General features: G+C 40.1%; 16 protein-coding genes. 5 read left to right on the forward strand and 11 right to left on the reverse strand.

Going from position 1 to position 15,309, the window contains the following annotated elements; all coding sequences use genetic code 11:
• Positions 1–28 precede the first annotated feature (28 nt).
• Positions 29–892, forward strand: a complete 864-nt coding sequence (locus Q4600_RS03710; protein WP_303514094.1) for an MBL fold metallo-hydrolase — start codon at positions 29–31, stop codon at positions 890–892.
• Between the two features lie 75 nt (positions 893–967).
• Here the strand turns inward: Q4600_RS03710 and Q4600_RS03715 are convergent, their stop codons facing one another.
• From Q4600_RS03715 to Q4600_RS03735, 5 genes are all read right to left on the reverse strand, one after another.
• Positions 968–1,690 (reverse strand): phosphotransferase, encoded by a 723-nt coding sequence (locus Q4600_RS03715; RefSeq protein WP_102528525.1) that lies wholly within the window; start codon positions 1,688–1,690, stop codon positions 968–970.
• Between the two features lie 321 nt (positions 1,691–2,011).
• Positions 2,012–2,185 (reverse strand): Trm112 family protein, encoded by a 174-nt coding sequence (locus Q4600_RS03720; protein ID WP_303514092.1) that lies wholly within the window; start codon positions 2,183–2,185, stop codon positions 2,012–2,014.
• A complete protein-coding gene (lpxK, locus tag Q4600_RS03725; protein ID WP_102528527.1) occupies positions 2,172–3,182 on the reverse strand; it encodes a tetraacyldisaccharide 4'-kinase in 1,011 nt (336 codons plus the stop codon). Before lpxK ends, Q4600_RS03720 begins: the two co-directional genes overlap by 14 nt.
• Positions 3,183–4,988 carry a lipid A export permease/ATP-binding protein MsbA gene (msbA, locus tag Q4600_RS03730; RefSeq protein WP_102528528.1) on the reverse strand — a complete coding sequence of 602 codons (1,806 nt, stop codon included), beginning with the start codon at positions 4,986–4,988 and terminating at the stop codon, positions 3,183–3,185.
• A 40-nt stretch (positions 4,989–5,028) separates the two neighbouring features.
• The gene (locus tag Q4600_RS03735; protein ID WP_303514086.1) at positions 5,029–7,695 is read right to left on the reverse strand and encodes a DNA internalization-related competence protein ComEC/Rec2; all 2,667 of its coding nucleotides are present in this window, start codon (positions 7,693–7,695) and stop codon (positions 5,029–5,031) included.
• 64 nt (positions 7,696–7,759) lie between these two features.
• Here Q4600_RS03735 and Q4600_RS03740 point away from each other — a divergent pair, with 64 nt between their 5' ends.
• Positions 7,760–8,263: a DUF2062 domain-containing protein gene (locus Q4600_RS03740; protein WP_102528530.1), complete on the forward strand. Its 504-nt coding sequence runs from the start codon at positions 7,760–7,762 to the stop codon at positions 8,261–8,263.
• 96 nt (positions 8,264–8,359) lie between these two features.
• On the opposite strand, the gene Q4600_RS03745 is transcribed toward Q4600_RS03740, so the two are convergent.
• The 3 genes from Q4600_RS03745 to Q4600_RS03755 all read right to left on the reverse strand — a co-directional run bounded on the left by Q4600_RS03745 (position 8,360) and on the right by Q4600_RS03755 (position 10,250).
• Positions 8,360–8,599, reverse strand: a complete 240-nt coding sequence (locus Q4600_RS03745; protein WP_303514084.1) for a DUF3624 domain-containing protein — start codon at positions 8,597–8,599, stop codon at positions 8,360–8,362.
• Entirely contained in the window at positions 8,600–9,151 is a 552-nt protein-coding gene (locus Q4600_RS03750; protein ID WP_303514081.1) for a GNAT family N-acetyltransferase, read from the reverse strand.
• A gap of 187 nt (positions 9,152–9,338) precedes the next feature.
• Positions 9,339–10,250: a LysR family transcriptional regulator gene (locus Q4600_RS03755; protein ID WP_102528533.1), complete on the reverse strand. Its 912-nt coding sequence runs from the start codon at positions 10,248–10,250 to the stop codon at positions 9,339–9,341.
• 127 nt (positions 10,251–10,377) lie between these two features.
• On the opposite strand from Q4600_RS03755, the gene Q4600_RS03760 reads away from it, so the two are divergent.
• Positions 10,378–11,376, forward strand: a complete 999-nt coding sequence (locus Q4600_RS03760; RefSeq protein WP_303514078.1) for an NADP-dependent oxidoreductase — start codon at positions 10,378–10,380, stop codon at positions 11,374–11,376.
• 152 nt (positions 11,377–11,528) lie between these two features.
• Here the strand turns inward: Q4600_RS03760 and Q4600_RS03765 are convergent, their stop codons facing one another.
• Entirely contained in the window at positions 11,529–12,488 is a 960-nt protein-coding gene (locus Q4600_RS03765) for a LysR family transcriptional regulator (RefSeq protein WP_102528535.1), read from the reverse strand.
• Between the two features lie 141 nt (positions 12,489–12,629).
• On the opposite strand from Q4600_RS03765, the gene Q4600_RS03770 reads away from it, so the two are divergent.
• Positions 12,630–13,439: a helix-turn-helix transcriptional regulator gene (locus Q4600_RS03770; RefSeq protein ID WP_102528536.1), complete on the forward strand. Its 810-nt coding sequence runs from the start codon at positions 12,630–12,632 to the stop codon at positions 13,437–13,439.
• 110 nt (positions 13,440–13,549) lie between these two features.
• On the opposite strand, the gene Q4600_RS03775 is transcribed toward Q4600_RS03770, so the two are convergent.
• Positions 13,550–14,095, reverse strand: coding sequence for a DUF924 family protein (locus Q4600_RS03775; protein WP_303514073.1), 546 nt, complete (start codon positions 14,093–14,095; stop codon positions 13,550–13,552).
• A 97-nt stretch (positions 14,096–14,192) separates the two neighbouring features.
• On the opposite strand from Q4600_RS03775, the gene Q4600_RS03780 reads away from it, so the two are divergent.
• Positions 14,193–14,624, forward strand: a complete 432-nt coding sequence (locus tag Q4600_RS03780) for a hypothetical protein (RefSeq protein WP_303514071.1) — start codon at positions 14,193–14,195, stop codon at positions 14,622–14,624.
• A gap of 330 nt (positions 14,625–14,954) precedes the next feature.
• Here Q4600_RS03780 and Q4600_RS03785 read toward each other — a convergent pair whose 3' ends face one another.
• A complete protein-coding gene (locus Q4600_RS03785; RefSeq protein WP_102528539.1) occupies positions 14,955–15,290 on the reverse strand; it encodes a hypothetical protein in 336 nt (111 codons plus the stop codon).
• Positions 15,291–15,309: the final 19 nt, after the last annotated feature.

Here is a 15,309-nt window from a genome sequence, read left to right on the forward strand (position 1 = left end):
GTTTGGCCACATAGCACAGGAACCCATCATGACCCGTACATCACTCAGTTGCTTACTTGCACTCTCCATCACCAGCTTTTCAACTCTCGCTGACGATGACCGATTTAAAGATGTCACTATCACCTCCCAGAAACTCACCGAAAATGCTTATATGTTCACAGGTTCAGGTGGCAATATCGGCGTATCAGCAGGCACTGATGGCATCTTAATCATCGATGACCAATTTGCGCCTTTAGCCGATAAAATAAGTGCTACGTTAAATGAAATCCAAGCGGGTAAACCTAAATACGTTATCAACACCCATTATCACGGCGATCATACTGGCGGAAATGCGCACTTTGGCGAACAAGGGATTATCTTTGCCCACCATAATGTATTAAAACGCCTAAGTGCCAAAGAAGGCACACCCAAAGCTGCCCTCCCTGTTGTGACTTATTCTAAAGATGTTTCCATCCGTTTTAACAATGACACATTAACCTTAAAACACATGGGACCTGGCCATACTGACGGTGACAGTGTGGTGTTCTGGGAAAACGATAACTTAGTTCATATGGGTGATTTATTCTTTAAAGACCGTTTCCCATATGTGGATTTAAACGGTGGCGGCTCAGTTATTGGTTATCGAGACAATGTTGCCAAAGCATTAACCATGATGGATAAACAGACTCAAGTGATACCAGGCCATGGTGAACTCGCCAACAAAAATGACTTAATGAAATTTAAGCACATGCTTGATGACTCGATTAACTGGATGAAAAAGAAACTCACTCAAGGTAAAACACTTGAACAAATCCAAGCTGAAGGTGTACCGGCAAAGTGGAAAGATTGGAGCTGGAACTTCATCACTGAAGAAAAATGGATTAATACGCTATATCAGGATTTGAAAAAGTAACGTATTAAATCACCAAAGCTTAGATGACTATAAAGCTTGTGAATATCACAAGCTTTTTTAATTTCGATTGATTCACTAGTTGTTTCTAAAATGCCATAACACCCAATAAACCGGCTTTAAATCCTTACCGCCAACGTTTTTAATCGGACTCGCGAAGTAATACAACCATTGCCATGAGGCCAAAAAGTCTTTGGATTTTTGCCAAATAGCTTCACCGCCTGCTTGTCGGTAAGCTGTGATGGTTTTCGAAATGCGTTCGCTATCTGCGCCTAAATAGCGATACAAGCTGTGAATATAAACCAACAAATCACGGATTTGTTGCTCTACCACAGGTCCCTTTTGTTGATTAGCTTCAAAATCAATAAATTTAACTTCACCACTGCGCCAGCTAATATCTCTAAGTGCTGGACGGCCGTGAGCTAGTTGCATTTGATGTAAGTCGGCTAACGCTTGGCTTGAATCATTCAAAATGTTTTGCTGCTCTGTAGCTGCAATATCATTGTTATCTAACCAATCACGTACTGTGCGCCCAGCATCTTCAATCACCAAATATCCTTCACCATTAGCCACCACTTTGGGCACAGGCGCTCCCTCTGCGTCTAGCTGCTTTAATACTTGGGTTTCTTTAATTAGGGCTTTAGCAGAATCTGCTTTTAAAAAACGCATTGCACCTGTTAGCTGCTCAACTTGTTTTAACCAGTAACGCTTACCATGATGTTCAAACTGACTGATCCGCTCCCCTTGGTTTAATACCAACATTAGGGCGACTTTGTCTTTAAAAGATTGCATTTGAGTCATAACAAGTATCCACAACTGATTTGTATATTCAGTATCTGGACAAATCGTCAATCGAAGCAAATTTAGCAAACAGTATCAGAGTAAGTTTTACTTAATTAATAATTAGTGCAATTACTCTATAAACACCTCTTACATTCAAATAACATGATATGCATAAAATTTAACCAACGAATATCTATGTACCGTTTAACAAAAACCAATATCAGCCCGAATGACCCCCACAAAAAAAGCGCCAACAATAGCGCTTTTTCCAGTCATAAGGAGTTGTATCAGAACTCTTAAATTAGCTACGAATTAATCGAGAACTTATTCCGTCGTCAATTAACACTCCAGTGGTATTGCTCTGTTTTCAAGTAAAACAGGAATACCTTCAGTAATTGGGTAAGCTAACTTGTCAGCTTTACAAATCAATTGATCTGCTTCTTTATCAAATTCCAGCTTACCTTTACATACTGGGCAAGCCACAATCTCAAGTAATTTTTTATCGAACGCCATGGAGGTTTCCTTGTTTAACTTTGACGACTTCTTTTAGTCGATTCAAAAATGCTGTATCAAAACTTTCATTAAGCTTCGCATTAACTGGCAAATACCACCAGTTTTGTTGTGCAAAATCGCGACATTTAACCGCATCTTTCTCGGTCATAATCAATGGCATCTGCAAAGACAACTGCGTAAGCTCATTCTCATCAAAGGCTTGATGGTCTTCAAATGCTTTTGTTTGTTTAATTTTATAACCCAATGTCACTAAGCTATCGAAAAATCGCTGCGGATTTCCGATGCCAGCCATTGCTATCGCTTCTTGCTGTTGCCATTTTTCATCATTCGATGACGGTTTTACCGCTTTAAGATCAGAAGGTTCAAGAGTCATAGCAATTTCATTTGCTTGCGGGTTGCCACCATTATTAATGGCCCAATCAATCGTTTTTAAGCGCCATAAACCTTCACGTAAAGGCCCTGCGGGTATCAAACACTGATTACCATATCGGCGCTGACCATCGACAATAGCCAGTTCTATATCTCGGGCTAAAGCATAATGCTGCAAGCCATCATCACTAATGATCACATCAACATCAAATTGAGCTAACAGTGCTTTAGCGGCATCAATGCGTTTAGCACCAACAACCATAGGAACCTGCGTTCGAGCAACTATCATTGCTGGCTCGTCACCCACTTCGGTGGCTTTATCTGCAACATTAACGGCTTTTACACCATCTATATTGACGCCGTAGCCACGACTTATCACCCCAGGCTTATAACCATGTTGGCGCAATAAGTTAATCAAATAGATAACAGTGGGGGTTTTACCGCTGCCACCTGCGGTGATATTACCGACGATGATGACAGGAACAGGTAAGGTCTCAGCTTGGCTAATTCCCAGTTTAAAGCCGAGGCGTCTTATGTATGACACTAGGGCAAACAGCCCACTAAGTGGCAATAACAACCACTTAGCTGGATGCCCTTGATACCAAATCTTGTTCACTAACCCTTGCATTTAGTTACCAAACTGCATTTGATACAAGTTAGCGTAAATACCTTCTTTGGCAACAAGATCCGTGTGTGTACCACGCTCAACTACCGAGCCTTGATCAATCACTAGGATTTCATCTGCTGATTCAATCGTTGAAAGGCGATGGGCAATCACGATAGATGTACGGTTATGGCGTAAATTGTCTAAACCATGTTGAATCGCTTTTTCTGACTCAGTGTCTAATGCTGAGGTCGCTTCATCTAAAATCAGCACTGGTGCATCACGTAACATGGCGCGTGCAATGGCAATACGTTGACGTTGTCCACCAGATAACAACACGCCATTCTCGCCTACCTCAGTGTCTAACCCTTCCGGTAGCGTTTCAATAAACTCCATTGCGTAAGCAAGTTCAGCCGCTTTGACAATTTGTTCACGAGTTACTTCACCTGGGTAAGCGTAAGCAATGTTATTAGCAATAGTGTCATTGAATAGTGTCACTTGCTGCGAAACAAGCGCCACTTGATTACGCAATGACTTAAGCTTGTAGTCATAAATACTAACGTCATCAAGGGTGATATCCCCTTCTGATACACCAGTGTAAAAACGCGTCATCAAACTTGCAATCGTTGATTTTCCTGAGCCACTGCGCCCCACTAAGGCAATGGTTTTACCTTGTTTAACTTCAAAATCAATATTGGTTAAGGCAGGTTTTTCAGTGTCAGGGTAACTAAACGTCACGTTATTGAACTTCAAGTTACCTTTAACGCGCTTCGTTTCAAACTCACCAGCATCTGATTCAGGTGCGGTATCAAGTAATTCAAACACCGTAGTACAAGCTGCAATACCGCGCTGGAATTCAGCATTAACCCGAGTTAAGTTTTTAATTGGTTGAAGCATGGCCATCATTGCGCCAAGAATTGCAGCGAAAGTACCTGCAGTTAATTCTTCTTTAAGACCTGGGAACGTTGCTGCATACAACACAAATGCAAGCGCAAACGATCCAATAATCATAATAACAGGTTGGCTAATGGCTTGAGCTACAGCCAGTTTCATATTCTGATGACGGTTAGAGTCATTCACTTTAAAGAATCGATTAACTTCCGTTTTCTGACCGCCAAAAGCCAATACATTTTTATGGCCTTTAATCATTTGCTCAGTAGTTGCAGTAACGCCACCCATTGCTGATTGAATTTGCTTAGAGACTTTACGAAAACGCTTACTCACCACGCTTATCACAATCCCCATTAATGGGCCTATCACCAAAATACACAGGGATAATTTCCACGAATAGAAAAACATGATAGCTAACATTGCAATGACAGTAATGGAGTCACGGACAATAGAAATTAACGCACTGCCTGATGCTCGAGCGATTTGCTCAGTATCAAAGGTCACCCGGGAAATTAAGTTACCGCTATTTTCACGGTCAATGTAGCTGACAGGTAAACGCAAGTAGTGTTCAAACACTTGCTGGCGCATATCCATAATCAGTTTCGCACTCATATAAGAGACGCAGTAGGTCGACACAAAGTTGGCAATCCCACGCAAAGTAAACATACCAATGACCACCAGCGGCGCCATTAGCATAATATCTTTATTGGCGTTAAAGCCGCCATGGGTAGGTACATCAACTTCAACACCGCCTACAACTGCAGGGGCTTGACCAAAACCTTCATCAATAAAAGGTTTAATGAATGCAATAAAAGCTGCATCAACAAGGCCATATGTAAGTAGGCCTGCAATGGCTAATAGGAACATTCCTTTCATCGGAATGAGATAAGTAAGAAGGCGTTTAAATACGCTCGACATTTCGTTATTAGTTGTTGTCATTGATTACATTAACACTTGAATAGCAAACAAAGGCCATATTCTACTCTGCTTTAACTTTCTCACCAAATCTAAACAGCTTGTTGTACCAAAATGGCGCAATATCTGAACGATATTGACGAATCGCATAACTTGACGAGTTGAAATCGATAGTTATTTGACCAGAGTTCCCGCTAATCAGTGTTTCAACTCCTCTTGTTTTATATCGCTCAACAACATCTTTTTTAGGAAATCCATATTGATTTGCAAATCCCGCAGTAAAAATAACCTGCTTTGGCGATACAGCATCAATAAACGCCTCAGATGATGAAGTGCGACTACCATGATGTGGTGCTAACAAAATATCAGTGGGTGATAACAGTTTGTGTTCTACTAAATATTGTTCAGTGCTTTTTTCAATATCGCCAGTCAGTAGTACCCGGTGCTTATCATCATCAACATATGCAATACATGAGCGGTTATTGTCATTGGTGGCAGTGGGGTTTGCAGCAAGACTCAATGTTAAGCCAGCCCATTGGAATCGACGATTTACACAGTGGTTAAGTGCATTGTCTGTGGCTGTTGTTATTTCTGTGACTGTTTCTGTGGTTGTGTCTGTTGTTATTCCTGTGTCTTTTTGGATGCCTTTTGGGGTGCCAATTTTTGTGCCTTTTTTTGTGCCTTTTTGGGTATCTGAGCCTGAGCTTAGGTGAAGGTCATTAACATTATTTGCAGTCATTGCATCATGATGCGCTGTTGTATCACTGATAATCACTGCTTTGGGATAATGCTGAGCTAACACCTTTAACCCACCTGAATGATCATTATCGTCATGACTCACAATAATATAATCCAGACGATTAATTCCTTTTGCTCTCAGAGTTGGCACTATGACGCGATCAGCATAGCTAAAGCTTTGACCGTAAGCTGCGCCAGTATCATAAAGTATCGCCCTATTACCTCGTTGTACCAGCACGGCCATACCTTGACCGACATCTAGCACATGTACGTGCCAGGTCTGTTGTTGACCAAATGGCTCTTGCTGTAACGGTGCTTTCGACTCAAATATACTCACTGTTAATTGTAGAAAAAATGGCACACACAACAAACCAACCACACATCGCCAAGGGGCATCCACTGCCCACTTTAATAAAAATAACCCTAAAGCAAACATCATTAAACAGACAACCATCGTATCGGGTAAATACACTAACGCCATTGGCCACTGATCGCTTTGACTAATAAGAGACTCAAAAGGCGCAAGAGAAATATCCCCTAAAGCCATCAATTTAGCACCAACTAGCTGCCTGAAGCCTTCAGTTAGCGGCAATATCATTAGGATTATATTCCCCACCAAGCCAATAATACTGAGCGGAATGACCACGATACTAAACCAAGGCACCATCAATAAATTGACCCAAATACTGTTAATGGAAATGGTGCCAAACAGTATCGCTTGCAATAAACCTAACCCAACAGCCAATCGCCACTGTATGGCCCAAAATATTTGCAGATATAACAGGGTTTGTTGTTGATAATGACGGTAAGTCGATTTGAAATTTTGATAAAATAACCGCTTATCTGCTGATACTTCCTTGGTCTTTAGCCCTTCATCAATCTCGTCATTTTCCTTTTCATCGAGCTCGTCCTCAAGATCCTCATGCTCATAATTACTGTTATTATTAGTGCCATAATTATTAGCTTCATCAACTGCATTATTCTCAGTGTTTGTTTTAGTTGCGGTGTATTCAAGGGTAAACAATATGATCCCCAGCGCACTGAAAGACAGCCAAAAACCAGCACTTAAACTCGCAAAAGGATCAATAGCTAATACAGCAAACAGTGCCCAAGTAAGCCGCTGCCATGGGGATGAATGATGATTTACGATGGACAGCATCACCAACATTAATAACATGACGAGTGCACGCTGGGTTGCAATAGCAAAACCAGCTAAATAGCCATATCCCAATACGGTTAACGATGAAAACATCATCGCAAGTAGCAGGTTTCTGCGACTAAACACAGGTGTGAAGCGTTGCAGGCTATGACGGAAGATAAACCAAAACAAGCCAAACACGACTGACAGATGTAAACCAGATATCGCCACTAAGTGCCCTGTACCTGTTTGCCTTAGTTGCTGCCATTGCATTTGAGTAAGTTCAGATTTGTCGCCAAACAATAACGCATTCAACACCGCCCCATGGGATAGTGAATGTAATATTGGCGTCATCTTATTGATGATCGATTGTCTTAATGGCACGTCATAATGAACAAGTTCAGCCTGCTTAACGCGACCTTTAGCAACAATATGACGACTCAATAAATTCTTTTGTTGATTAAATCCGCCTTGATTAATCGGACTGGTTATCGGCTTCATTCGCGCCGTAAACAGCCATACTTGGCCCACTTTTACTTCAGGCGGTTGTTGCCATGAGAGTCTATAGTTAGTGTCATAAAAACTATTTTGCTCAGAAATCAAACGAATGTCGAAACTTATCCAGTCGCTGTTTGTGCTAACTAGTGATACTATCTCTGCCTTGAATTGTTTTTGAACAGGAATTTCAGATTCGTGTGAATAAAATAATGAATAAAAACAAAAAGAAACTAATAAAAGCCCACTAAATGCTCCGCTGATGAACGGCCATTTTATGAGGCAAGATAAAGCGACAATCAGAATGATAGACGCCATCCATATAGGAAGTAAGCTTGGCAACATATTGCTAAAAAGCATACTGGCGCAAAAACCATAAATGAATCGATTTATCATTGATTAATTAAAGACAGTAATCGCGTATATGCCAAAAAAATTATTACAAAAATTTATGCCGAATCCTGAAACATTACGTAATCACAAATATTTACGTGTTTTCGGCAAATTATTAGATAAACCTAACCTTTGGAGCTTAAATCGTAAGTCAGCTCCTGGCTCATTTGCGATTGGATTATTTGTTGCTTGGCTTCCGCTTCCATTTCAAATGGTCATTGCTGCTGGCATGGCGATATTTTTTAACGTCAATATTCCACTGGCAGTTGCACTCGTTTGGTTAACAAATCCAATCACTATGCCATTCATGTTTTATGCGGCTTATTTACTGGGCTCGAAAATATTAGGCATGGAAACTACTCACTTTAACTTTGAAGCCAGTTGGCAATGGGTTGAAAGCTCTATTGGCACCATAGGCCCACCTTTCCTATTAGGGTGTATTGTTTACGCCTTTATTTTTGCTTTTATCAGCTTTTTTGTGATTAAAAGTCTTTGGAAATACTCAGTATTATTCAAATGGAAAAGCAGGAATTAGTCTGTAAAAAACACCATAAAAAGTCAGCATGTTTGCTGACTTTTTTTATAATTTTACCGACTAATTTGGTATTATCCCTGCGTTATTAGTTCAAGCTCATTCAAGATGATTAAGTTTTCGATAACTCAATACAATTAAATGCACACACAGTAATCCACTAAAAGCACTGCAGAAAAATACCGTAGCGATTGACTCAACAGAGGTCATATCTTCAGCATAAAGCCACCACCATAGTGGCCAGCCAACCAGCGACAAACCCGTTAATTGCCACATACAGGCTTTACACCGTCCAATCTTTTGCTTAAAAATGGACTCTTGGCAATCATCACAAGCCATCTAGTTTTCCTCAAGCTTGGTCATATACTCATCCTTTAGCAGAGCAAAAAAACATTCATCACCCCAATGACCTTTAAAAAAGATATTTTGATGGTAATGACCTTCTTTTCTAAAACCTAACTTGATTAATAAAGCCATTGAAGCTTTATTGTTGGCGTCAGTTGTCGCCACAATACGGTGTTTATTCAATTTTAAAAATAAGTACTCAATTACAGCAGTAACGGCTTCATAGGCAAAGCCTTGTTGTTGATATTGCTGCGCCAATGTAAAGCCGATTTCCATTTGCTGCTCATCAACAAAATGCAGTGCAACATCGCCCATAAGCTGCTGGGTTTGTTTATCTGCAATAGCCAATTGGAACCACTGACCTGGTTGACCGAAGGTTTGATAATCCATTGCTGCATAAAACGCACGTGCTTGTTCAATATTGTAGTCAGTCCAGCTCTGGTATTGGGCGATTTTCGGGTCGGCTCTATATTCGGCAAAGAAGGTCAAATCCTCTTCCCTAAAGGCACGTATGCTCAAATGCTGAGTTACTATTTTAAAGTCCATATTGGTAACCTTATATACCCTGTAATCATTGACCAGCAGTTACTTTTCTATGTGTCACTTTTTTACTTGCTACTTGCTACTTGCTACTTGCTACTTGCTACTTGCTACTTGCTAAACTTTAAACGATCTTCACCCAAGCCATACTAATGAATATTTCCTTAAAGCTAATACTTAAAACTAATAATAGTTAGCCCCATGTCGCATGTTTAATTCTCGCCACTAAAAAATCTACCGCAGCTTTTACTTTGGGCACGTGATAGCGCTGCTTTTGATATATCAAGTAAACTCCAAAGTCAGCGCTTTGGCTGGCTGATAGCGGTGGCTCAAAATCAAGTTCTTGTAGTTCGCCTCGGTGTAAAAAAGGCGATAACACCCATCTTGGCATCATGACAATGCCATCACCCTGTTTGGCTTTTTCAATCAACCACTCCCCGGCATTGCTAATGGCAGCTGCAGGAGCTGACACATCTTGCCATTGACCATCGATAAAACTTAACCAAGGTACTCTGCCATTAGGCGAGCGATAATATAACCCTTTATGCTGTGACAATTCAGATGGATGATGAGGAGTGCCCATTTGCTGCAAGTATTGCTCGGTCGCTGCAGGAATAAATTGATTGTCCATTAACCGAATCGCTACCACTCTGTCATTTGGGGCGTATCCGCCCCTGATCGCGATATCAACATCATCCCGACCAACTGAAGACAGCTCATCGCTGAGTTCAATATCAAGAATAACTTTGGGGTATAAACGAGAAAACTCATCCATTAAGGGAATAAGTACTTCACGGCCAATCCCTACCATCGCACTGATCCGCAACGTCCCCATTGGTTCTGTTTGATAACTTCTAACGGCTTCATTACTTTGCTCTAATTGGTTGAGCAGCGAAGATACTTGTTGATAATACTCAGTACCAATCTCAGTTAAGCTAACCGCACGTGTAGATCGCTTTAATAAGGTTGCCCCTAAACTTTTCTCTAAATCAGCCACACGACGTGACAATGATGAAGCAGGCACTGAAAAAGTCTTAGCCGCTTGAGTAAAGCTGCCTAATTCTACGACTTTGACAAAATACTTAAGGGCTCTTAATTGATCCATAAATCATCCATTGTTGTCATAAAAGCAATAAAGAATCGCTTTTTAGCCACTATATCTTATAAAAAAGAAAAGGAATAATAACTTCAACAAACAATATATCGAACCCAATGAGTAAAAGGATATTTCAATGAGCACCTATACCGCCATTAACCTTGTCAAACGCCCACAAGGTGGCCCAATCACTTCAGATATTTTTGAAGTGGTTCAAAAGCCAATGCCTATTGTTAAACCAGGTGAATTACTGGTTAAGCAAAACTACATGTCATTGGATCCGGCTATGTTTGGTTGGATGCAACCAGATACTGATAGCTATATTCCACCGGTTAATTTAGGCGATGTAATGCGCAGTAGTGGTGTTGGCGAGGTCGTTGAAAGTAATCATCCAGATTTTAAAGCGGGCGATCGCGTGATGGGGATGATGGGTTGGCAAGAGTACTTTGTCAGTGAAGGTAAAGGCTTAAACAAAATCGATGCACCACTCCCTGACGAAGCAATTTTATCGGTCTTTGCCCTACCAGGTTTAACCGCAACTCAAGGTTTATTTAATGTCGGCAAACCTAAAGCTGGCGAAACAATCATTGTCACGGGCGCAGCGGGCTCTGTAGGCTCGATTGTAGGGCAATTAGCTAAAGCTGATGGCTTACATGTCATTGGCGTTGTAGGCAGTGATGAAAAAGCTGACTGGATAGTGAACGAGCTTGGTTTTGATTCTGCAATAAATTATAAAAAAGCAGACTTAGCTGCAGAATTGGATAAGTTAGCTCCACAAGGGATTGATTTATTTTTTGAAAATACCGCAGGCCCGATTCAAAACCTAATTGTCGATAGAATGAATCCACATGGACGCGTCATGGTATGTGGACTGATTGCAGATTACAGTAAACAGACACCTGCCCCAGGACCGAGTTGGATGAATATCCTTAAACGACGCATTACGGTGCAAGGTTTTACTATGCCAGATCATTACGGCGAAGTACCAAGCCTATTAGAGAAGTTAACCCCTTATGTGCTGCAGGGTAAAATCAAACATCGTGCACACGTATTAGAAGGCCTTGAATCATCAATTGATGGGTTAAATTTATTCTTTAGCGGTGGCAACAAAGGTAAGTTGATGGTGAAACTGTAAGTCGGTTAAGTCGTTTCTCTCCGTCGACTTTTGCACTAATCGATTTCAGTGAGTTTTAAAAACCGCTTATTAGCGCTACATTCCCAAAATGTAGCGCTTTTTTATGCTCAGTTAACTCAACGACGTTATCAATGTCACAGCAGTCTGATGACTTAATAGCGGTTTTGGTTGGGAATAATCTTAATGTTGGCAAGAAGCTCATCCAGTATGTTACGAACAACCCTTTCTGCATCAGAGTAAATTGGATGTTGATGATTTGCTTGCAAGTAATAAATAGCGTAACTCAAGGAAGTCGGTAATAACTTATTAAGTCGCTGAGGCGCCTGGTAACAATAATATTCTTCATAATGATGGCTAGACAACTCATCGACCAGAATAACGCTATTGTCGGTCAGTAAATGATTCGCCAATATCGATTGTGACTCAGAGCGATATTTAAACCTAAACCCTTCCATTAAATCAGTGTTTTCTAGGATCCCCTTAATACGATTAATCCCACTGAGTATGACACCCGCAAAAACATGGTCTTTGAAACCACTATTTTCCATTCCCTCTTCAATCCATTTATTTTCCGTTCTGCTAACAAAAATGGGCTTTGATTCTCTAATAGGTATTTGTCTAATTTCTTTTGGTGCATTTAATGGAAACAGGTTAAAACCAATATGAACATCGCCATTGATAATTTGATCAAGAGTATGATCGTTCCAATGAACAAACGAAATTCTCGCCTTTGGCAAAATCTTTGAGCTGATCTCTACGAGTGGTTTTGAAATGATATCAATCAGTGGGCTGGAAATCGCAAATGTGATCTCGCCGTCAAAATCGGCCTGATTAAAAAACTCATCAGGATATAACTTTTTTTCTAATAACATCAGCTCAGCAGCTAAACCTTCACCAATCGTTGTTGCTCTAACAGTAGGCACTAAATGACCTTGACCCTTGATGAATAATGGATCGCCAGTTGCCTCACGTAACTTAGATAATATCTGGCTTACAGCTGATTGAGAGATACCTAATTTTGCCGCTGCACCAGTTGTACTACGCGTTATATACAATTCATTAAATACACGTAAATAGTTAAGGTTTATTTGATCTGAATACTTTACGTACATGCGTTAATCCTTGATAAATACGCCCTAATATTAGCATAGCTTATAGTTATTATAAGTAGCTCACGTCACAAGTGTTAACTAAGATTTGCGTCGTTTAAATGACAACGACATTTAGTTCACATATGTATCCAGGGGAAGCACGTGGCAAATCAGTTTACTGAAACCGAATTTAACAAAGAAAGTTTTTCGAGTGTGTTAAGACAATACCGTAAATCGTATCGTCTATCTCAACAAACTTTAGCTGATGATTTAGCGAATAATCACAGCCTGTTCAAAAACATAAACCAGTCAATGGTGAGTCTTTGGGAAAAAGGCACTATTCTGCCATCTTTAAATCGAAGAGTAGGTTTAGCGAACTTTTTTAACCAGTGTTATCAATACGACGAACATGAATTAAAAGTTATCAGAAAAGCTCGTAAAAATCGTATTCATGATGGTCAAATGCCAAACATTTACAATTACAGCATTAATCAAATTAAAGAATTTTGGTTTGATGAAATGGCTGAAGATGACAAAGAGTCGATATACCAAGCGCATAAAGTGCAAAGCGGTTACGACTTTAATGAAACCCTTGAACACATTGGATGTAAGCGTTTAAAGGTTGTATGTTTTTACTATAACAATTCACTTATCGGGCACCTTGCCTTTTGTGTTGCACAAAACGGCTACCTGAAACTGGCAAGTGTCGTGGCAATTGATAAAACTATTCGTATGAATATTTTCAAATTCATACAAACATTATCGTCAGAACTTGTACTGCTTTTACCAAGCTTCATTAACTATTATAGCCATTTGTTTAATGATATTTACCTTGAACAAGTGCCAACAAGCGGCCCAATCACCTTGCATAGCGCTAAGAGTGAGAGTTTGTTTAATAATCCATTTATTAAACATGTACTCAACGGTAACGATGACTTGGCATTACTTCGTTACGAGCAACATTACGACTAATCGCGCTTATTGTGTAAACAACGCATATTCGTGACGTAAGATTAACGCCTATCAAGTTATTGATAGGCGTTTTTGTTTTTAACTGAGCTGCTTATTATATTAATTCGGCCTTAAAACGATGACCCAGGTTGAGTGAGAAAGGCGATTTCTGCGGCAGTAGACTCTCTTCCTAAAATATTGTTTCGATGAGGATAGCGGCCATATTGCTTTATGATGTCAAAGTGCTTTTTTTCAAACTGATAGTTTGACTCCAAGCCATCTTGATTAAATAAGACGAGTGCCTGCTGATGAATGACTTCAGACTCGCTATGCATGTAAGGCATGTACAAAAAACTACGTTCAGTTGCAGTTAACAGCCTATCTTGCCCCTGCGCCACGGCTTCTTGGGCTAATACCAACGCAAGTGTGTCTGATGCGAACGCTTTTGCAGTGTCTCGGTACATATTTCTGGAGAATTGATCCAATACAATAATTTCCGCCAACCGACCTTGAGGCTGCTTTCGCCACTCATATAGTTCTCCAGCCATGGCTTGACTGTGCAGCGTGGCAAATTTAGACATGATAATCCGATCGAACTCGTTGTCTTTTTTAAACCACATAGACTTGTCTATGTCATCAAACCAAAATGAAATCACTTGCTGAAAATCTGTCATCATTAGCGCCTTTAATAGTCTATTGTGTTCAATTTCAGTAACTTTATAATTGTATGCTAGATTTAACTTAATCGTTAATAATGATAAACAAGGGGTATCGATGACAAGCCCTACTCAAAAAACAACCAGCGATACCATAAGGCAAGATCCACTTATTGAAAAAGTGCTCAAACGCTCACCAACCGATGTCGCATCAAGTTTCACTGATGAACAACTCCATGCCATAAAGATGTCATTGGGCCCTAATACTTGGGGCGGACACTTCGTAGATAAACGGGGAACATTCAAATTTCCTTTCATTAAGTGGCGTTTTTATTACGTGTTTTTACTAGGTAAAAACAAACGCGCCTATACTCGTCGAGAAAAGAACCTATCTATGCTGATGATGTTTGCTAGTGTCAGTGGCTTTATCATTATTAGTATGCTGTTTGGACTACTAATGTTGTACCTATTAAAATCGGCACTGGGTATCGACTTATTTCCTGATACGTCTTTAGGGATTTGGGACAGTGTTAAAAGTTACTTTGACTAAGGTAGGTGGTTAGATTTCTACAGGAGAATTGGACTCCATGAGCTGACATTGAGGGGGCATTTAACGAGCTAGTAGAATTTCTATTTCAGTAAACCAGCTTCAGAATCGTTAAAATTAAGCCTCTAATGACGTTGCTACGTTAAATCAAAGGGAATATCCCACTAGAAAGTGAATTGTACGGACGGTGTAAACACTGAAATCATCTATATTTTACCACTATAGATTAATTCTACATCCTCAGCGCCCATTTAAGGGGCAGATAATTGTTTGCTTAAATGTGCAGCGAAGCGGAACCGAGCAAACTGTTAGCAGTCCCACTTTAAATTCTTGTTATGTTTCGTTGGTTAACACTTCAGGTTTTAGCTTTTCAAGTTGCGAGCTAACTTGCCTATATTTCTGCTGATAATCTGCTGCATTTAAACAAGCTTCGGTGTAACCATCACTAACCTTATTTTCTTTACCCTCAAGCCACGCTTTAGATTTATCATGCTCTTTTTGCAATAGATCCGAGTAATGCTGTTTTAAGGTCAGGAGTGAATTTACACGTGAGATACCATTTGCTTTTTTAGCTTCTGACCAAGTCCACCTAGCATATAGTGCTGAGAGTAAAGCAACCAGAAAGGCACTAATTGCCATGTAATCTGAAAATTCCAAGTTAACCTCCATATCGACTCCGACCCAAAGA

The sequence above is a fragment of the Shewanella sp. 2_MG-2023 genome (assembly GCF_030548905.1).
Lineage (GTDB): Bacteria > Pseudomonadota > Gammaproteobacteria > Enterobacterales > Shewanellaceae > Shewanella > Shewanella electrodiphila.